The sequence below is a fragment of the Microvirga sp. CF3062 genome (genome assembly GCF_036314045.1).
Lineage (GTDB): Bacteria > Pseudomonadota > Alphaproteobacteria > Rhizobiales > Beijerinckiaceae > Microvirga.
In genome coordinates this window covers 347,267-367,343 of record NZ_JAYGGN010000001.1, presented here as the reverse complement: position 1 = coordinate 367,343, position 20,077 = coordinate 347,267, and the positions used below count along the sequence as shown (strand labels likewise).

General features: G+C 63.7%; 12 protein-coding genes. 2 read left to right on the top strand and 10 right to left on the bottom strand.

The window, feature by feature from the left end:
• Nucleotides 1-3 precede the first annotated feature (3 nt).
• A complete protein-coding gene (xdhA, locus tag VB618_RS01765; RefSeq protein WP_329794771.1) occupies nt 4-1,485 on the bottom strand; it encodes a xanthine dehydrogenase small subunit in 1,482 nt (493 codons plus the stop codon).
• A gap of 97 nt (nt 1,486-1,582) precedes the next feature.
• A complete protein-coding gene (locus VB618_RS01760; protein ID WP_329794770.1) occupies nt 1,583-2,023 on the bottom strand; it encodes a VOC family protein in 441 nt (146 codons plus the stop codon).
• Between the two features lie 193 nt (nt 2,024-2,216).
• On the opposite strand from VB618_RS01760, the gene pepN reads away from it, so the two are divergent.
• Together pepN and VB618_RS01750 are read left to right on the top strand one after the other, a co-directional pair.
• Entirely contained in the window at nt 2,217-4,868 is a 2,652-nt protein-coding gene (gene pepN, locus VB618_RS01755; RefSeq protein ID WP_329794769.1) for an aminopeptidase N, read from the top strand.
• Between the two features lie 308 nt (nt 4,869-5,176).
• The gene (locus tag VB618_RS01750; RefSeq protein ID WP_329794768.1) at nt 5,177-7,387 is read left to right on the top strand and encodes a sensor histidine kinase; all 2,211 of its coding nucleotides are present in this window, start codon (nt 5,177-5,179) and stop codon (nt 7,385-7,387) included.
• Nucleotides 7,388-7,483: 96 nt separating this feature from the next.
• Here VB618_RS01750 and VB618_RS01745 read toward each other — a convergent pair whose 3' ends face one another.
• The 8 genes from VB618_RS01745 to VB618_RS01710 form a co-directional block, all read right to left on the bottom strand.
• The gene (locus tag VB618_RS01745) at nt 7,484-9,397 is read right to left on the bottom strand and encodes a calcium-binding protein (protein WP_329794767.1); all 1,914 of its coding nucleotides are present in this window, start codon (nt 9,395-9,397) and stop codon (nt 7,484-7,486) included.
• A gap of 914 nt (nt 9,398-10,311) precedes the next feature.
• The gene (locus VB618_RS01740) at nt 10,312-13,266 is read right to left on the bottom strand and encodes a bifunctional [glutamine synthetase] adenylyltransferase/[glutamine synthetase]-adenylyl-L-tyrosine phosphorylase (RefSeq protein WP_329794766.1); all 2,955 of its coding nucleotides are present in this window, start codon (nt 13,264-13,266) and stop codon (nt 10,312-10,314) included.
• 96 nt (nt 13,267-13,362) lie between these two features.
• Nucleotides 13,363-14,796 (bottom strand): HAMP domain-containing sensor histidine kinase, encoded by a 1,434-nt coding sequence (locus tag VB618_RS01735; RefSeq protein ID WP_329794765.1) that lies wholly within the window; start codon nt 14,794-14,796, stop codon nt 13,363-13,365.
• 10 nt (nt 14,797-14,806) lie between these two features.
• On the bottom strand, nt 14,807-15,505 hold the full coding sequence (locus VB618_RS01730; protein WP_329794764.1) for a response regulator transcription factor: 699 nt from the start codon (nt 15,503-15,505) through the stop codon (nt 14,807-14,809).
• A 137-nt stretch (nt 15,506-15,642) separates the two neighbouring features.
• Nucleotides 15,643-16,854, bottom strand: coding sequence for a S1C family serine protease (locus VB618_RS01725; RefSeq protein WP_329794763.1), 1,212 nt, complete (start codon nt 16,852-16,854; stop codon nt 15,643-15,645).
• Between the two features lie 129 nt (nt 16,855-16,983).
• A complete protein-coding gene (locus VB618_RS01720) occupies nt 16,984-17,409 on the bottom strand; it encodes a hypothetical protein (RefSeq protein WP_329794762.1) in 426 nt (141 codons plus the stop codon).
• A 214-nt stretch (nt 17,410-17,623) separates the two neighbouring features.
• Nucleotides 17,624-18,085 (bottom strand): cytochrome c-type biogenesis protein, encoded by a 462-nt coding sequence (locus VB618_RS01715; RefSeq protein WP_329794761.1) that lies wholly within the window; start codon nt 18,083-18,085, stop codon nt 17,624-17,626.
• A 3-nt stretch (nt 18,086-18,088) separates the two neighbouring features.
• Complete coding sequence (locus tag VB618_RS01710; RefSeq protein ID WP_329794760.1) at nt 18,089-20,071, bottom strand: heme lyase CcmF/NrfE family subunit; 1,983 nt, start codon at nt 20,069-20,071, stop codon at nt 18,089-18,091.
• Nucleotides 20,072-20,077 lie beyond the last annotated feature (6 nt).

Sequence of the window (20,077 nt, the reverse complement as noted above, 5' to 3'; positions counted from 1 at the left end):
GCCCTACTCCGCCGCCTGGAGCGCGTCGCGCTGGCCGATGATGCGCGTGGCGCGGGTCTCACCCGATGCGGTCTCGCTCAAGGCCTTGAACACGAGATTGCGCGCCACGGTCGCGCGATAGGCGGCTGAGGATCTGTGATCGTCGAGCGGCTGATAGTCGCGCGCGATCGCGGCCATCGCCTCACCCCAGCTCGACGGCTCGTCGAGGGATAGACCCACAAGCGCCTGCTCCGTCGCGAGCGCCTGCCTGGGTGTCGCAGCCATGCCGCCGAAGGCGACGCGGGCTTGAGCGATGCGCCTGCCGTCGAGGGTGAACTTGAACGCACCCATGGCGGACGAGATGTCTTCGTCGAAGCGCTTGGAGATCTTGTAGGCGCGGAAGACCTCGTTGCCTTTGAGCTTCGGCACGGTGACGCGGCGCACGAACTCGCCGGGCACCCGATCCTGCCTGCGATAGGCGATGAAGAAGTTTTCAAGCGGAATGGTGCGCGTGGCGTCGCCATGGCGCAGCTCCAGCTCGGAGCCGAGCGCGATCAGCGCGGGCGCGAGATCGCCGATGGGCGAGCCGTTGGCGATGTTGCCGCCCACGGTTCCGGACGCGCGCACCTGCCACGATCCGAACCGGCGCATCAGTTCGCCGAGATCCGGATCGATGCGCGCAAGGGACGGGTGAGCCGCAGCGTGAGTCACGGTCGCGCCGATGCCGAGAGCCTCGGAGGTCTCCTCCATAACATCGAGACCCGCCACGCGCCCTAGCCAGATCACCTTCTCGATCTCGGCCATCCCCTTGGTGATCCAGAGACCCACGTCCGTGCAGCCGGCCACCAGGGTGGCATCGGGATGCTGTGTGTAAAGCGCAGCCAGGGAGTCTTCGCTGGCAGGCGCCGCAAAGAAGCAGGTTTCGTCGCCGATGAAGACATCCTGCCCGTCGGCGAGCGCCGTCAGGCCTTGCACATTCTGCTCGGCGTTGGTGGTGAAAGCATCTTTGGACTGTTCGCCGCAGGCCTGCAGGGCCGCGTCGACGATGGGCCTGTAGCCCGTGCAGCGGCAGAGATTGCCGGCAAGCGCATCGTTGACGGCCTCGCGGCTCAAGGGCCGCTCGCCCGTGTGGTAGAGCGTGAATAGGCTCATCACGATGCCGGGGGTGCAGAAGCCGCATTGGGAGCCGTGGGCGTCCACCATGGCGGATTGCACCGGGTGGAGTTCGCCGTCTGCCGTGAGATCCTCGACCGTGACGAGTTCCGCGCCGTCGATTTGGCCGAGCAGGAGAATACAGGCATTGACCGGCTCGTAATGCACGCGCCCGCCTTTCACCTGACCCAGGGCCACAGTACAGGCGCCGCAATCGCCCTCCGCGCAGCCCTCCTTGGTGCCGACGCGACGCTCCTGAAGCCTCAAATAGTCCAGAAGCGTGGTTCGCGGGTGAAAGCCTGAAACCTCGACTGCTCGTCCCTGCCGCCAGAAGCGGATTGTCTCTCGTACCACAATGTTCCTCCGCCGGTTCGACCCGGCTTTATTATGGTGGGCCGGGTAGAATGGCGGAGCAAGACCTTTTCGCCAAGGGGCAGCCGAGGGGCTTAGCTTACCAGGTGCCGGTATTAGCCATTGAGGCCCAGGGCTCCTGCGTGGGCTTCGGCTCGCCGCGCTGGAGCAGCTCGATGGAGACGTTGTCGGGGGTCTTCACGAAGGCCATGTAGCCGTCGCGGGGCGGACGGTTGATGGTAACGCCCGCATCCATAAGGCGCTGGCAGGTCTCGTAGATGTCGTCGACCCGGTATGCGAGATGGCCGAAGTTCCGGCCGCCGGCATATTCGTTCTCGTCCCAGTTGTAGGTCAGCTCCAGGAGCGGTGCCCTGGTGTCCTTGGCCTTCTCCACATCGCCGGGCGCTGCCAGGAACACGAGAGTGAAGCGGCCCTTCTCGTTCTCGATCCGGCGGACTTCGACCAGGCCGAACTTGTTGCAGAAGAAATCGAGGGATTGTTCGAGGTTCGACACGCGAACCATCGTGTGCAGGTATTCCATGATCGTCTCCGTGAGCGGAATTCACGTGATGGCGTATTTCTCCGGGAGATCAAGGGGTACCATTTTGTTGTGCGGAAAAAGCCTTGGATTTGGCCAAGATCCCGTGACTTTTAATCCCTGCTGCGCCAAGCAGACTGGCGGTCCCTCCCCAAGGCCCTAGAACCAACGCAACTTCGTTTCATACGGGTATCCGATGCGCACCGAGACAGCCTCCGTTATTCGCCTTGAGGATTACCGGCCCAGCGATTTCCTGATCGACCATGTCGAGCTCGACGTGAAACTGCACCCGACGGAGACCAGGGTGACCGCGACGCTCGTCATGAGACCCAATCCGGCCGGGCGCTCGGATGCGCCCCTCGTTCTTGACGGGGACGAGTTGAACCTGAAATCCGTGACTCTGGACGGGCGGGTCCTATCGGACGAAGAGTTCGAAGCCTCGCCGCATTCGCTCACCATCGCGCAGGCACCCCGCCAGCTCTTCACCCTGACGATCGAAACTGAGATCAACCCAACGGCCAACACCAAGCTGATGGGCCTTTATCGTTCCAGCGGCAATTACTGCACGCAATGCGAGGCAGAAGGCTTCCGGCGCATTACCTATTTCCTCGACCGGCCCGACGTTCTTTCCGTCTACACCACCCGGATCGAGGCCAACCGTGACGAGGCACCCGTTCTCCTCGGCAACGGAAACCCTATCGAGAGCGGATCAGTCGACAGCTCAGACCGGCACTATGCTGTCTGGCACGACCCGCATCCCAAGCCGTCCTACCTGTTCGCGCTGGTCGGCGGCCGCTTGGGGCGCGTCGCAAAGAGCTTTACGACCATGAGCGGCCGCGAGGTCGAGCTTGCGATCTATGTGGAGGCCGGCAAGGAGGGTCGTGCCGATTATGCCCTCGATGCGCTCGAACGCTCCATGCGCTGGGACGAGCGGGTCTTCGACCTCGAATACGATCTCGATGTATTCAATATCGTCGCCGTGTCCGACTTCAACATGGGCGCGATGGAGAACAAGGGCCTCAACATCTTCAACGATAAATTCGTGCTGGCGAGCCCTGAGACTGCCACCGACATGGACTATGCCCATATCGAGGCGATCATCGCGCACGAGTACTTCCACAACTGGTCTGGCAACCGCGTCACCTGCCGCGACTGGTTCCAGCTCTGCCTGAAGGAGGGCCTGACGGTCTTCCGCGATCAGGAGTTTTCCTCCGACGAGCGCTCCCGCCCGGTGCATCGAATCGCCGAGGTGAAGACCCTGCGCGCCCGCCAGTTCCTGGAGGATTCAAGCCCCCTCTCCCATCCGGTGCGCCCGAACCATTATCGCGAGATCAACAACTTCTACACCGCTACCGTCTACGAGAAGGGTGCGGAGATCGTCCGCATGCTCAAGACAATCATCGGCGACGAGGATTTTCGGCGCGGCATGGATCTCTACTTCGAGCGCTGCGATGGCACCGCCGCAACCGTCGAGGATTTCCTGAACGCGTTCGCGGAGGTCACCGGCCGCGACCTGTCGCACTTCGCCCGCTGGTACGAGCAGTCCGGGACACCTCGGGTCACGGTGAAGAGCCATTACGACGAGGCGGCGCAGACCTACCGCCTGGATTTCACGCAGAGCACACCCATCACACCCGGGCAGGCAACGAAGGAGCCGATGGCCATTCCCGTCACGCTCGGTCTCGTCTCGCATGATGGATCACCCATGAGCGCAGCCTGCGACCGGGTGGATGAAGGAGGTGTGTTCCTGTTCGACAAGGCGGCGGACAGCATCACCTTCACGGGTGTGACGTCCCTGCCGGTTCCGTCCCTCTTCCGGGGCTTCTCGGCCCCGGTGAAGGTATCCCTCGATTTGCCCAACCAAGAGTTGCTTGTCCTCCTGAGGCACGACACGGATGCCTTCAACCGGTGGCAGGCGGCGCAGACCGTGGCCATGCGGCTGCTGGCCTCCCTCTCGGCCGACGGACCGATCCCCGGCGAGGAGATCGATGCATTCTCGGCCGCCCTCTGCTCCTTCATCGATAGGGATGCCGTGAACGACCCAGCCTTTGCGGCTCTCGTTATCACCCTTCCAAGCGAAGCCGACATCGCGCAGGAGATCGGCCAGGATGTGAATCCGGATGCGATTCATCGTGCCCGATCAGAGCTGCGCCGGCGCATCGGTGTGGCCTGCAACCAGCGCCTACGGCGCATCTACGAGGCCTTCACGGATTCAGGCCCGTACAGCCCGGATGCGGCCAGCGCCGGACGTCGGAGCCTGTGCAATGCCTGCCTCGATCTTCTTGCTGCAGCCGATCCCAGCACCGGTGAAGCGCTAGCCTTGGCGCAACTCGAATCTGCCACCAACATGACCGACCGCCTCGCCTCGCTCAGCGTACTGACGACCATCCCAGGCAAAGCGCGCGAGGACGCCATCGCCCGTTTTGGGGAACGCTATCGCAACGAACCGCTCGTGATCGACAAATGGTTCACGCTGCAGGCCGCAATCCCCGAAGATGAAACGCTCGAACGGGTGAAGAGCCTGATGGACCATCCGGCCTTCTCCATCGGCAACCCCAATCGGGTGCGCTCGCTGATCGGCAGCTTCGCCATGCTGAACCAGGTTCAGTTCAATCGGGCGGACGGCGCGGGATATCGGTTCCTGGCCTCGATTGTCCTGCGCGCGGACGAGCTGAATCCGCAACTTGCGGCGCGCCTCCTCACCGCTTTCAGCACTTGGCGGATGATGGAAAACGGCCGGCGAAAGCACGCGGAAGAGGCCCTGCGCTCCATTGCGCAAAAGCCCAGTCTTTCCCGCGATGTAGGGGATATCGTGAGTCGCTCCCTCGAAGAAAACCAATCGAAATAAACTATATGGATAAAGAGGTTACAGACTTGTCCAAGATTTCCCCAAGGGAAGCTGACATAGGAAATTTTTTATTAACCTTCGGGTTCTACTAACTAGACAAATCACCCGCTCAAGATTCTATTGTTAGTGATTCGGAGAGATGCGGCACGTCCTCCGAAACAGGACGCAAATGGTTCCGGAGGAAGCATCGCATGGCGGGGGCGGTGACCGCATGCGTACCCGCGCGTGCGGGTACGATTCTAGGGGTAACGCGATCAGACGCGAACCCCACCTATAGACGGCTCGAACGGTATGAGCCCCTGCTCCGCTTGGCGGTTCCGGCGGTCCTTATCCTGTTTCTCATCACGCTTGCCGGCAGCGCCTGGGTGCAGATCCGCGATGGCCGCAAGGACACGCTCTTCGACGCCATCAGCGACATCGACATCATCGCATCCCTCTCGGCGGCGAAGCTCGGCGCCGTTCCGGCTCCCCGCAGCGGTGCGCAGGCTGCAGCCCAGCTGGAGCAGCTCGCCAACGACATGCCGCCGAGCGCCTTGACGCAGAACCGCACGCTCATGCTGGTCGATCAGGCAGGCGCCATTCTGGCCGTTTATCCTTCAATGACGAACGCCCCCGGCAAGCTCACCGATATACTTGGCGAAGCGCAGCCCCTGATGCTGTTTGCCGACCGCGCCGGAGTCATGACCATCCGGCTTCCCGGCGGCGTTGAGGGCATGGCGACCGTTCGTTCGCTTGCTGCCTCATCGGGACAGATCGCGCTCGTGCAGCCCATGCCTCAGATCCTGTCGGGCTGGTGGACGCGCACCATTGGCCACGTGTCGCTGCTTGGCGCCACGATCCTGGTGTTGCTCGGCATCGGCGTGGCTTATGTCATGCAGGCGAACCGCGCACGCGCCGCCGACGAGGTTTGCGAGAAGGTGCGCGACCGGATCGATTCCGCCCTCAACCGCGGACGCTGCGGGTTGTGGGATTGGGATATCGGCCGCGGTCGCATCTATTGGTCCGATTCCATGTATGAGCTTCTCGGCTACGAGCGGCAGGACGAGTTCCTCTCGTTCGGAGAAGTGAATACCATGATCCACCCGGAGGATCAGGACCTCTTCACGCTGGCCGAGCAGCTCGCTTCCGCCAGCACTTCGCTCCTCGATTACGAATTCCGCATCCGCAGCATCACCGGCGACTGGGTGTGGCTGCGCGCCCGCGCCGAGCTGATGAACGATCCCGATGACGCGGCGAGCCACCTTGTCGGCATTGCGGTCGACGTGACCGAGCAGCGCGGCCTGGAAGAAAAGACCGCCAAGGCCGATGCCCGCCTGCACGACGCCATCGAGGCGATCTCCGAGGCCTTCGTGCTGTGGGACGCCAACAACAACCTCGTGCTGTGCAATTCCAAGTTCCAGAGGCTGCACGAGCTGCCGGCCAATGCCCAGCTCCAAGGCAAGTCTTATGCTGAGGTAATGGCGCTCGGCCGTCCTCCGGAAGTGCAGCACCAGTTCCTCCGCCGCGAGCAGCAGGATGTCGGCGCGCGCACCTTCGAGGCCCGCCTTCAGGATGGCCGCTGGCTGCAGATCAACGAGCGCCGCACCAAGGACGGCGGCTACGTGTCGGTGGGCACGGACATTACCGCCCTCAAGCGCCACGAGCACCGCCTCGTCGAATCCGAGAAGGAACTCATCGCGACGGTACTCGACCTCAAGCAGTCGCGCCAGAAGCTCGAGGCGCAGACGCATCAGCTCGCGGATCTCGCCGAACGTTACCTCGACCAGAAAGCCCAGGCCGAGAGCGCCAACCGCGCCAAGTCCGAATTCCTCGCCAACATGAGCCATGAACTGCGCACCCCACTCAACGCCATCATCGGCTTTGCGGAAGTGATGCAGAGCGGCATCTTCGGCACGCTTGGCTCCGACAAGTATGAGGAATACTGCACCGACATTCGATCGAGCGGCCAATACCTCCTGTCGGTGATCAACGACATCCTCGACATGTCGCGCATCGAGGCAGGCCGCACCAGCCTGACCAAGCAGCCGTTGGAGGTCCATGCTGCCATCCAGCGCGCCCTCAAGCTGGTGGGCGAGCAGACCAAGGCGAAGAACCTCTCCGTCACCGTCGACGTCAATCCCGAGGACATCGTGGTGCCCGCCGACGAGCGCGCCCTGCACCAGATCCTCGTCAACCTTCTTCAGAACGCCACCAAGTTCACGAGCGACGGCGGCTGCATTACGGTGCGCACGCGCCAGGCCGGCAACGCAGTCAACATCTATGTCGAGGACGATGGCATCGGCATTCCCGATCATGCCCTGCACAAGCTCGGCCAGCCCTTCGAGCAGGTCGAGACCGAGTTCTCGAAGAGCTACAAAGGCTCGGGTCTCGGCCTCGCCATCGCCCGCTCGCTCACCGAACTCCACGGCGGCAGCCTTCGCATCAGGAGCCAGGAAGGCATCGGAACCATCGTGCTCGTCCACCTGCCGCTGGTGGAGAATTCGAGCGCAGAGATCGCCCTGGCGGATGCGGCGGCGTAAGGCAGGCTTATCAGACAGCATAAACAGCAACGGCCGGCACTGTGAGGTGCCGGCCGTTGCTGCTTGTATAGTGGTCTGCTGCCCTGCGACCGGCTCTTACAGCGTGTAGAGGCTGAAGTTGGCGGCCGACAGGGCCGTGCCGGCGGTGAGCTGCGCGAACTGCACCTGGGCGGCCGCCCCCGTGCCGTCCGCATCGTAGAACAGCCCGCCCGTGGCTTGGTTGTACACGATCCGCTGCGCCGACGTGGTGGCCCAACCACCGAGGCCGAAGGCCGACGCCTTGAGCAGATGGTTGACGTAGTACGAGCCATAGGTCGTCTCGACAAACGCCACGTCCGGGAAGGCCCGGAACATGTGCGTCTCCAGGGCGATCTTGTCGCCCTCGGCCGCGCTGAAGTCGGCCAGCGTGTCCACGTTGCCAGCCCCGAGCACCGCATCGAACTGGAACACGTCCGCCGCCGACCCGCCACTCAGCGTGTCCGCACCGGCGCCGCCGGAGAGCGTGTCGTAATACAGGCCGCCGCTCAGGAAGTCGGCGCCCGCACCACCGATCAGCTCGTCGTTGCCGCTCTGGCCGTAGAGGTTGTTGTTGCCGGCGTCACCGATCAGCACGTCGCTGAACTGCGAGCCGTTCAGCGCCTCGATGCTGCCGTAGACGTCACCAGCAGCGTCACCGGTGTTGATGGCAGAGTTAGCCAGGCTGACCCGTACGTGCGCGGTGGCATTGAGGTAGGAGGCAATGTCATAGCCGTTGCCGCCGTCCATGGTGTCGGCACCGAGGCCGCCTTCCAGCACGTCGTTGCTGTCGCCGGCCAGCAGGCGGTCGTTGCCAGCCTTGCCCACCAGCTCGTCCTCGCCCCAGCCGCCGTAGAAGGTGTTGTCGACGCCATCGCCGATCAGCTTGTCAGCGTAGTTCGAGCCGTAGATGCCTTCGATCGACACGAACACGTCGCCCGCCGCCTCGCCGGTGTTATACCAGCTGGCCGACAGGTTGACCGTCACGCCGCTGGTGTAGGCCACGAAGTCGTAGCCGTTGCCGCCGTCGAGGGTGTCGGCACCGGCCCCGCCCTCCAGCACGTCGTTGCTGTCGCCGGCGAGCAGGTAGTCGTTGCCGCCCATGCCCGACAGGGTGTCTTCGCCCCAGCCGCCATAGAAGGTGTTATTGACGGCGTTGCCGATCAGCTTGTCGGCGTAGTTCGAGCCGTAGATGTTCTCGATCGAGTAGAAGCTGTCGCCCCCCGCCTCGCCGGTGCTCTGCGCGTTGCCTGACAGGTCCACCGTCACCGCGGTCGTGTACGCCACCGCGTCGATCCCGGCTCCGCCCTCCATGCGGTCCATCCCCATGCCGCCTTGCAGCACGTCGTCGCCGTCGTCGCCATACAGGGTGTCGTGGCCGTCGAGGCCATACAGGGTGTCGTTGCCCGAGCGGCCGTAGAGCTTGTTGTTGGCGCCGTCACCCGTCAGAGTGTCGTTGAACTGCGAACCGGCCAGCCCCTCGATGCTGTTGTACACATCGCCCGCCGCCTCGCCGAAGTTGCGCCAGCTCTCCGAGAGATTGGCCACCACGCCTTCAGCCGCGTACTGGTAGCTCGCCGTGTCGAAGCCCGATCCGCCAAACAGCGTATCGGCGCCACCCCGGCCATCCAGCGTGTCGTCACCGCCAATGCCGTAGAGCTCGTTGGCCAGGTGGTTGGCGACAAGCTCGTCGTTGTAGTCCGAGCCGCGAATGCCCTCGATGGAGATGTAGCGGTCGCCCATCGCGTCGCCCGTGTTGCGACCGATGTACAGCAGATCGACAACCACGCCCGAAGTGGCCGTGTGGTACTCCGCATAGTCAAAGCCCGCGCCTCCATCAAGGATATCAGCGCCGAGACCGCCGGTCAGGATGTCATGACCGAGCCCGCCCACCAGCAAATCATTGTCAGAGCCGCCCATGAGGATGTCGGCCCTGTCGCCACCAGTGAGAGTATCATCGCCCTCGAAACCCGACAGACCTCCATTTCCGACCAAGTGGTCAGCTTTGGCAGTCCCTCGCAGAATTTCCACAAAGTACGCGTTCCCACCGACGGCGAACTGTAAGACTTTGTGGACGGGCTTCTCCAGAGTTTCAGGGTCTGAGCCGAACGTAGAGTTACCCCAGTCAGTGTCCTGATCGATCTCTCTGGGATCTCTGGGAGGACCTAAGAGGAGCCCAGTGATGACTAGACCGATTGGAATGAGGGCCAAGCTGGCACCCATGCCCGGGTAGGCAATGGCGGAGGCTTCAGCCCCGACGATGCTGGCGGTATAGGGGGCCGCCAAGGCGCTCAGGCTCGGCTGAGAGGCCTCCAGAAAAAACAAAACATCCCAAGTAACATAACCCGCAATGGTGTGTATTCCTGCAAAAAGTGCCCAATCGGACCCAGAGAAATCTTTAAAATCGTCGGGATACGTCCACGAAGTGCCCGAACCGCCGGTGCCACCTGTGTTGGTGCCACCTGTGCCGGTCCCGCTTGAAGCAGGCGGCGTGGTCGTCGTCGGGCTTGTGCCTCCAGCCGTCGTGCTCGTACTTCCAGGTGTCGCACTAGTTGGTGAGCTCGTTCCACCAACCTGCGTGCTTCCCGACTGTGACGTCGGTGATGAACCTGGTCCGACGAAAGTGCCATTGCCGTACCAGCATGAAATGGTGCCACCATTCAAAAGTTCATGCATGAGACACAGTTGTTCCATCGATGCCATTATGCGGACCCTTCGCCGTTGCTCACCACGATGCGATCAAAACGATCCTTCACCCGGTACAGAAGGTGCATTTCTCGGTGGAGAGACGTGGGAGAGTCTACTCTACAATCATATAGTGAAACACACATAGTGCCTTGAAATAGCTTACGTAATGCTTCCTGAACGTTGCATGTCCTAAGGGATACACGAGCGCAGGTAGAGCGTCCTTATCGGCCCAGAACGCTCCCAAGCACCCCCTGCACCCGACTCCGCGTCTCGTCCAGATGTTCCCGCAGCACATTCGGAATCGGCAGCCCAGCCACATTCGCCAGCCGCTTCAGGATCGCCTTTGGAACCTGAGCGACATCGAACCGGCCCTCTATCGTCAGCCGTTGCCATTGAAAGATGTCGTTGAAGAGCTTGTGGGCTTCGGTGAGTGTCCTTGCGTCATCCTCACCGAGCAAACCTGACGCCTGAGCCTGCGCGAATGCTCCTTCGGTCGGCACACCAACTAGCGATGGATGCGCGCTCGCATAAGCCAGCACCAAGCCCTGCGCGATGAAGTCGAGATCGGTGAGGCCGCCGCGGGCGAGTTTCATATCCCACGGATCGTCATCGCCCTTCTCCTGCGCGATCAGTTCGCGCATGGCGCGCACGTCCTTGAACACCTGCTTGGGATCGCGCTTCGTCGTGAGAATATCCTTGATGGCGTTCGACACCTCAAAGCCGAAAGCCTCATCGCCCGCCAGCACGCGAGCACGCGTAAGCGCCATGTGCTCCCACAGATCGGCTTCCGTTTTCTGATAATTCACGAAGCCCTTGAACTGCGATGCAACAGGCCCCTTACCCCCTTGCGGGCGCAGGCGCAGGTCGACCTCGTAGAGCAGGCCTCGCCGGGTCGGCACTGTGAGTGCGGAGACCAGACGCTGCGTCAGGCGCGTGTAATAGACCACGACATCGAGGCTGCGCGGGCCGGTGCTCTCGCGAGCGTTCTCGTCGAAGTCATAGATCACCACGAGGTCGAGATCGGAGCCTGCGGTCAGCTCGCGGCTTCCAAGGCGACCGAGGCCGAGAATAGCGATACGGGCGCCAGGCACCGCGCCCTGCTCGGCCTCGAAGGCGCGGCGCACCTCGTCGAAGGTGATGCGGATCACCGCCTGTGCTGTGGCGGCATAGGCTTCTCCGGCCTGGGCTGGAGAGAACACGCCAGAGAGAAGCCGCGCGCCGGTAACAAAGCGCATCTGGCGCGCGGCATCGCGAATGCGGTCGAGAAAATCCTCGAAATCGCGCGGCGGACCGATGATCTGCCTCACTTGGCTTTCGATGGCCTCATCGTCGGCAGTGGGCGTGCCGAAGGCGGGATCGATGAGGGCATCGAGCACATGCGGCGACTGAGCGACTGTATCGGCCAAGCGCGGAGCGGTGCCGAGAAGATCGGCGAAGAGAAGCCGCAGGCGATCATGCGATTGCAGGATGGTGAGGAGTTCGACGGCGGCCGGCATGCGACCGAAAGCGCGATCGAGGGCCGCGAGTGCACCATCGGGATCGGCGGTGCCGCCGAGCGCGGAGAGCAGCGCGGGCGTGAGTTCAGTCAGCACCTCGCGGGCGCGCGCACTCTGGATCGCGGGACGCCGGCCGAAATGCCAGCCGCGCACGGTCTCGGCCACGCGTTCGGGCTCGTGGAAGCCGAGGCGCTGCAGGGTGGCTAGCGTATCCAGGTCGTTGTCCGAACCGGTGAAGACGAGGCTGCCGACATCGGAGGCGAGTTCCGGCCCCTCCTCGAACAGCAGCGCGTAATGCCCCTGCACGATTGTGGCCTGATCCGTGAGCGCCTTCGAGAAGGCTTTCAGGTTGGGATAGCCGCAGAACTTCGCGAAACGCTTCAGCTGCTCCTCATCCGAGGGCAGACGCTGCGTCTGCTCGTCAGCCACCATCTGCAGCCGGTGCTCGATGGTGCGCAGGAAGCGGTAGGCTTCCGAGAGTTCGTCGCGCGCATGGGCCGTGATCCAGCCTTCGTCGTGGAGAGCCTTCAGCATGTCGAGTGTGCGACGCCCTCTCAGGCCAGGACGCCGTCCGCCGAACACGAGTTGCTGCGTCTGCACGAAGAACTCGATCTCACGGATGCCGCCGCGTCCAAGCTTGATGTCGTGGCCCGCTACCGCGATCTGATCGTGCCCGCGCACCGCATGAATCTGCCGCTTCATGGCATGCACGTCGGCGATGGACGCGAAGTCGAAATACTTGCGCCAGATGAAGGGGCGCAGCTCCTTCAGGAAGTTCTCGCCAAGCGTGAGATCTCCTGCGATGGGCCGCGCCTTGATGAAGGCCGCCCGCTCCCAGTTCTGCCCGACGGTCTCGTAATACACATAGGCAGATGACAGCGACACGGCGGTCGGCGTCGAGCCGGGATCGGGACGCAGGCGGTAATCGACGCGATGCACGTAGCCGTCGGCCGTGCGCTCCTGCAGCAGCTTGGCGAGCTGCTGGGCGATACGGGTGTAGATCGTCGCCGCTTCGGAAGGATCGCGCAGAACCTTCGTCTCCGGATCGAAGAAGATCACGAGATCGATGTCGCTCGAGTAGTTGAGCTCCCCTGCCCCATGTTTCCCCAGTGCCAGCACGGTGAAGCCGGAGCCCTCGCCCGGCGAATCCGGGTTCACGAGATTCACGCGGCCCAGATCCGCCATCTCAGTGAGGACGAGATTGACGCCGCCGGCAACAGAAGCATCGGCAAAATCGGAGAGCGCCTGCGTCACCTGCTCCGTGCCCCAGAGCCCACCGATATCGGCCATGGCGACGAGAAGCGCATGGGCGTTGCGGTTCTGTCGGAAGCTGCGCACGGCATCGTCGCGGGTGATCGCACTGGTGCGCAACTCGCGGAACAGGTTGGACTGACTCTCGATGATGGCGCGATGCGCCTCCTCCGGCGAGCAGAGCGCGAGCCTCGCCATGCGCGCGGGATCGTTGACAATTAGCTGCCAGAGGAAAGGGGAATGATCGGCAAGGCCCAGGAGAAGATCGCGGAAGAGGCCATCATCGAGATGCTCCAGCAGGGCAGCCGACTCGGGCTCGTCGCGCACGCGGTCGATGAAATCCTTCAGCTGTGCCTTGGCCCGCTTCTGGTCGGCCACGAGCGGTGCCTTGGTCAAGCGGCTGAGGAGGGAGTCTGTCGCATCCGGCACGGCGGGTCTCTTCGGGTTCCTGAAAGATGGCCCGAGTGTTCACGCCGGGCCTTCGGAGGCAACCGAAAACTGCCGCGAGGCTCTCATCCTTCAGGCTTAAGCGGCGGTCTGGAGGGTTGGCTGCGGAAGCTCCACGGGCTTGAGCGGCAGGGCCAGCACGACCCTCAAGCCCGGCTCGTTGTCCTCCAGCCGGAGCGCCCCGCCATGAAGCCTCGCCACGGCAGCGGCGAGGCTGAGGCCCAGGCCGAAGCCAGGACGGGAGCGGGCCGTTTCCAGCCGGACGAAGCGCTCCAGCACCCTGCCCCGCTCGGCCTCTGGAATGCCAGGGCCACGGTCCGCCACCGCGATCAGCACCTCGCCATCGCGGCGATGGGCCGATACGCTGATCGTCTTGCTGGGGGCATCAGACGCGGCACCATATTTGAGGGCGTTGTCGAGGAGGTTCGACATGGCCTGCCCGAGAAGTTCGCGGCTGCCGTGAACGGGCAGATCATCCTCGACCGAGACCTCCAAGCCTACGCCTGCTTCCTCAGCCAACGCATCGTAGAGTTCGGCCACGCCGCGCACGGCCTCCGCCGCGTCGAAATCGGCCAGTCCCTCACGGGCATTGCCGGCCTCTAACCGCGCGATCATCAGCAGCGCGTTGAAGATGCGGATGAGATTGTCGCTCTCGTCGATGGTGGCCTCCAACGCCGTCTTCAGCTCGTCGGGGGACTTGGCCGTGCGCAGGGCCTCGTCGGCCTTGTTGCGCAAGCGCGTCAGCGGCGTTTTGAGATCGTGCGCGATGTTGTCGGAGACCTCCTGCATGCCGCGCATCAGCTCGCCGATGCGGTCGAGCATGGCATTGAGGTTCTGCGCGAGCCGGTCGAGTTCGTCGCCGGTTCCCGCCACCTTCAGCCGCCCGCCGAGGTCGCCCGCCATGATGTGGCGCGTGATATCCGTCATGTCGTCGACGCGCTTGAGCACCCGCCTGGTGATGAACCATCCGCCGAGGCAGCCGAGCACGCCGATGAAGAGCAGGGAATAACCGAACGCGCGTTGGATGATCTCCCGCAAGCGTCGGCGCTCCTCCACGTCGCGTCCGACGAGAAGCCGAAATCCGCCGGGCAGGAGATAGACGCGCACGATGGCAACATCGGGTCGCGTCTCCGTCTCGTCGGTGCGGTTGTAGAGCGTCTCGAACTGGCCGGTCCGGCCGAGCACATCCGGCGGCAATGCGCCGACATTGCCGGCAACCCGTTCACCGGTTTCCGTCGTCACGAGATAAAGCAGAGCGCCCGGCGCCCGCGAGCGGCGTTCGACGCTGTTCACGAGGCGGCGCAAGCCTCCAAACCTGTACTGACCGGACAGGCTTTCGATCTCGCTCTCGATGGTGGAGACGAACTGGTCGGTGAGCAGCCTCTGGGCATTCCAGGCCACGTAGCCGAGCCCGACGAAGGCGAAGATAGTGAAGATGAGAAGGTAAGCGAAGGACAGCTTGAAGGCAGTGGTGCGGACGAGCTTGCCGAGTGCGCTCATGAAGGCGCTCATGACCGCACCCTCATTCCTCGTCCCCCTCGGCGCCCACACGCACCGTGTAGCCCGCGCCGCGGATCGTGTGGATGAGCGGTTTGTCGAAGCCCTTGTCGATCTTGGCGCGCAGGCGTGAGACGTGAACGTCGATCACGTTGGTCTGGGGATCGAAGTGATAATCCCACACATGCTCCAGCAGCATGGTGCGGGTGACCACCTGATTGGCATTCTTCATAAGATATTCGAGCAGCCGGAACTCGCGCGGCTGCAGCACGATCTCCTGGCCGGAGCGCGTGACGCGATGGGACAGGCGGTCGAGTTCGAGATCGGCGATGCGGTAAACCGTCGGCTCCGCATTGGGTGCGGACGCACGCCGGCGCGCGAGAACCTCAACGCGGGCGAGAAGCTCGGAAAAAGCATAGGGCTTGGGCAGGTAATCGTCGCCGCCTGCGCGCAGCCCCTTCACCCGGTCGTCGACCTGGCCCAAAGCCGAGAGGATGAGGACCGGCGTCTCGACCTTCTGCTCGCGCAGCGACCGGATCAGGGAAAGGCCGTCGAGCTTGGGCAGCATGCGGTCGACCACGAGCACGTCGTAGTCGCCTGCTTCCGCCATGGCATAGCCGTCGAGGCCGTCCGCAGCGTGGTCCGCCACGTGGCCCGCTTCGCGAAAGGCCTTGACGAGATAGGAGGCTGCCTCCCGGTCGTCCTCGATGATCAGAATCCGCATCAACCTGCACGCCACAAGAAAAAGCCCGTCGGCGGACCGGCCCTGGAGGGGAAAGACCGGTCCGCCGCGGGCAGAAGACACCAGGTGTCGGGGGCAATCAACTCAGAAAGCCTGGTGCCTGTGCTTTATCCGAAGGATCAGACGCCCTTCGGCTGGCTCGCGACCTCAAGGGTCACGCTCCGCTCCTTGCCGTCACGCCACAGCGTGAGCGACAGGCTTTTGCCCGGGACGACATTGGCCACCTTGCGGGAAAGGTCTTTGGCCTCGTTGATCGGCTGCCCGTCGACCGCGATGATCGTATCGCCCGTCTTGATGCCGGCCTTGGCCGCGGGACCGTCCTTGATAGCCTCGGCCACGAGGGCGCCCTTGGGCTCCTTCAGGCCGATGGCCTCGGCGATCTCCTTGGTCACCGGCTGCATCTGCACGCCGATGAAGCCGCGGGTCACCGAGCCGTTCTCCTTCAGGGACGCGATAACGGTCTCGACCGTGCTCGCCGGGATGGCAAACGCAATACCCACATTGCCGCCCGACGGCGAGAAGATCGCCGTGTTCACGCCCACGACCTCGCCTGCGAGATTGAAGGTCGGGCCACCCGAGTTGCCCCGGTTCACCGAGGCGTCGATCTGGATGAAGTCGTCATAGGGACCGGCGCCGATGTCGCGGTGCTGGGCCGACACGATGCCGGCCGTCACCGTGCCGCCGAGGCCGAACGGGTTGCCGATGGCCACCACCCAATCGCCGATGCGGGCCTTCTGGCCGGCCATGCGGACATAGGGGAAGTCGCTGCCCTCGACCTTCAGCAGGGCGAGGTCGGTCTTCGGGTCGGTGCCGACCACCTTGGCGTCCAGCGTCTTGCCGTCGTCCATGGTGATCTCGACCTCGGAGCCCTTGTCGACCACGTGGTTGTTGGTCACGATGTAGCCATCGGCCGAGACGAAGAAGCCGGAACCCATGGACTGGCCGAACCGGCGGGGCTGCTCGCGGCGCTGGCCGCGCTCGCCACGCTCACCGCGTTCGCCGTCGCGGAACTGGCGGAAGAAGCGCTCCATCGGATGGCCCGGAGGCAGGTCCGGCGCCGAGAAGCGCGGGCCATCCTCATCGTCGCGGTCGGCCACGTTCTGCACCTTGACCTTCACGGAAACCACGGCGGGCTTCACGCGCTCGATTACGTCGGCGAAGGACGGGACATTCTGAACCGGCTGAGCCATGGAGCGCAGCTCGGCATGGGCGGCATTGGGGGCAACCAGACCGCTCTCGACGGCGCCGCCTGCGATCAACGCAGCCACGGCCGCTGCGCCGAGCCATTTTGCGGTGCGCTTGCGGGCAGGAGTGGAAACCTTGTCCAACATCTCTTGTATCTCCTCGAAGAACCCTTGTCGGTTCGTCATGGGAGCAAGATGGGGGTTGGCGCCTTACGGTACCCTCACCCGCAGATGAAATCTTGGTAAGGTTTCGGGACAGGCGAACAGCGCCGTCTCTCACTTGCTCCTGCGGAACGAGCGCCTGAGCTGCTTGTGGCCGGGTTTCTTCACTTTGAAAATTCCGGTCGAAGCCGATTTTAGCTTTCGCAGGCCGGCACTTTCGGTGGGGTTGGCCGAGGCGCTCCGAACCGAGCCGGTGGCGGGCGCCTGATCCCTGTCCAGTGCATTGCCGAGCGCCCTCCTGGGTGGGAGCGGCGCATCCTTACGAGCGACAAAAGCACGGTCCATGCATTGGCTCACATGCGAAACGCGCCGCTCCACGATCCGCCGGAAACTGTCGACGCCGATCTTTCCCTTAGGAGCAATTGCAAGCCTCGCCTCCTGACGACAAGCCTCACGCTTGGCGACGAGATTTTCGTCGGATCGTGCCGCGAAAGGGAGAACGAGAAGGATAACACCCAATCCAAAGGCCGCAGCTTTCACGACCGTTCCTTTCGCAGGAAATATCAGGAGATTGACGGCCCGATATCACTAGCTTGGCGGTTTGGCACAGCGACAAATTGGCATGATCACTGGAAAAAGCGACGCCGTTTCCAACTGAGGAATACGGACCTAATGCGAGCGGACTAAGCTCTCACGAACAAGGAAAGTTTCACGTCCCTACATGCTTTGAATGAGATCAGGCGTGCTTGATGGTTCAAGTGCTCTGATCATGCTTGAGCAGAGTCTCCAGCGCTTCACGCTCCCCGTCGTCCAAGGCTGCCGCGGTGGGCTGCGGGCGACGTCTCAAGGCGGCATAGGCACCCATTCCACCCAACACCAGAACAAGGGCCGGCGTCAGCCACAGCAGCAACGTATGCGTGCCGAAACTGGGTTTCAGCAGCACGAATTCGCCGTAGCGCTGGACAAGGAAGTTCTCCACCTCGTCATCCGTGTCACCAGCCACGAGGCGCTCGCGCACCAGGAGGCGCAGGTCCTTGGCGAGTTGGGCGTCGGAATCGTCGATGGACTGGTTCTGGCAGACGAGGCAGCGCAGACCCGTCGAGATCTCGCGAGCGCGCTTTTCGAGCGCCGGATCCTTCAGCACCTCGCCTGGCTGAACGGCAAAGGCCGAGGCGCTGAACAGAAGCGATGCGATGAGGGCGAGGACGAAGCGCATGGCCTACTCCGCAGGAACCGCATGAGGTGGCACCGCCTTGGCGGGAACCGGAGCGCCGATGCGCAGGCGCCGGTCGGTGAGGGATATGCCGCCGCCGATCGCCATCACCAGGGAGCCGATCCAGATCAGCAGGACCAGGGGCTTGTGGTAGAGCCTGACGCCGACGGATCCGTCGGGCTGCGTGTCGCCGATGCTGGCATAGACCTGGCCGAGGCCGACGGTCAGGATCCCGGCCTCCGTGGTCGGCATGCCGCGGGTCACGTAGAGCCGCTTCATGGTCTCCAGCGTGCCGAGTTCTCGGCCGGAGCTGAACACCGTCAGGACGGCCGCCTCCTCACGGTAATTGGCCTCAACGCGCGGGATGACCCGCTCGAGCCGCACCTCATAATCGCCACCCTTCAGGCGCTCGCCGATCTTCAGGCTGCCAATGGCCTCGACGCCCCAGGCGGTGGCGGCGATGCCGATCACGGTGAGGCCGACGCCCGCATGCGCGAGGGCCGTGCCCCAGGCCGAGCGCGGCAGGCCCCGCGCCTTGCGCCAGGCAACGGAGAGCGGCGTCCCCTTTGCCCAGGCGCGGGTCGCGATCTCGTTGATCGAGCCGAGCACCAGATAGAGCCCAAGCCCGATGCCGAGGGGCGCTGCCACCGGACCGCCATAGGTGGCGGCGAACAGCACGATGGTGGCCAGGAGCGAGATGCCGAACACGGCATAGAGTCGCTGGGCCGTGCCGAGGAAGTTGCCGCGCTTCCAGGCGAGCGTCTGCCCGAGGGGCAGGAGCAGCAGGAGCGGCACGATCAGCGGCAGGAAGGTGAAGTTGAAGAAGGGCGCGCCGACGGAGATCTTCTCAGCCGTCAGCACCTCGAGCGCCAGCGGGTAGAGCGTGCCGATGAGCACGGTGGCGCAGGCGGTGGCGAGAAAAAGGTTGTTGACCACGAGCGCGCCCTCGCGGGAGACGGGCGCGAACAGGCCGCCTTGCTTGAGCATCGGTGCGCGCCAGGCGAAGAGCGCGAGCGAGCCGCCGATGAACAGGATCAGGATGCCGAGGATGAAGGTGCCGCGCTCAGGGTCCACCGCGAAGGAATGAACGGAGGTCAGCACGCCGGAGCGCACCAGGAAGGTGCCGAGCAGCGAGAGCGAGAAGGTCAGGATGGCGAGCAGGATCGTCCAAACCTTGAGCGCATCGCGCTTTTCCATTACCACGGTGGAATGCACGAGCGCCGTGCCGGCAAGCCACGGCATCAGCGAGGCGTTCTCCACCGGATCCCAAAACCACCAGCCGCCCCAGCCGAGCTCGTAATAGGCCCAATAGGACCCCATGGCGATGCCGAGCGTCAGGAACGTCCAGGAACCAAGCGTCCACGGGCGCACGATCCTGGCCCACACCGCATCGATGCGCCCGTCGATCAGGGCCGCGCAGGCGAAGGCAAACGAGATCGAGAAGCCTACATATCCGATGTAGAGAAGCGGCGGATGGATCGCGAGGCCGGGATCCTGCAGCAGCGGGTTCAGGTCCTGCCCCTCAAGCGCTGCCGGAACTACGCGCGTGAAGGGATTGGACGTGGTGAGGATGAACAGCAGGAACGCGATGGTGACGGCCGCCTGAACGGCCAGCGTGTTCGCCTGCAGCCGCATGGGGATGCTGTTGCGGGAGATTGCCACGACAGCGCCGAACAAAGCGAGGATCAGCACCCAGAGCAGCATCGAGCCTTCATGGTTCCCCCACACGCCGGAGATCTTGTAGATCAGCGGCTTTGCCGAGTGCGAGTTCTGCACCACGTTGAGCACCGAGAAGTCGGAGTTCAGATAGGCGAAGGTCAGGGCCAGGAACGAGAAACTGATGCAGGCGAACACCGCCAGCGCGCTCGTCGGCCCCACGGCCATCAGCACGGGATCGTTGGCGCGTGCCCCCCAGAGCGGCACCAGGAACTGAATCAGCGACAGGCCCAGGGCTAGCGCGAGTGCGAAATGTCCGGCCTCGACCACCACGAGGGT

Excerpts from the sequence above, each read along its gene's own strand:
- VB618_RS01760 (WP_329794770.1), bottom strand. The coding sequence starts at position 2,023 with ATGGAATACCTGCACACGATGGTTCGCGTGTCGAACCTCGAACAATCC.
- pepN (WP_329794769.1), top strand. The coding sequence starts at position 2,217 with ATGCGCACCGAGACAGCCTCCGTTATTCGCCTTGAGGATTACCGGCCC.
- VB618_RS01735 (WP_329794765.1), bottom strand. The coding sequence starts at position 14,796 with ATGAGCGCCTTCATGAGCGCACTCGGCAAGCTCGTCCGCACCACTGCC.
- VB618_RS01730 (WP_329794764.1), bottom strand. The coding sequence starts at position 15,505 with ATGCGGATTCTGATCATCGAGGACGACCGGGAGGCAGCCTCCTATCTC.
- VB618_RS01725 (WP_329794763.1), bottom strand. The coding sequence starts at position 16,854 with ATGTTGGACAAGGTTTCCACTCCTGCCCGCAAGCGCACCGCAAAATGG.
- VB618_RS01715 (WP_329794761.1), bottom strand. The coding sequence starts at position 18,085 with ATGCGCTTCGTCCTCGCCCTCATCGCATCGCTTCTGTTCAGCGCCTCG.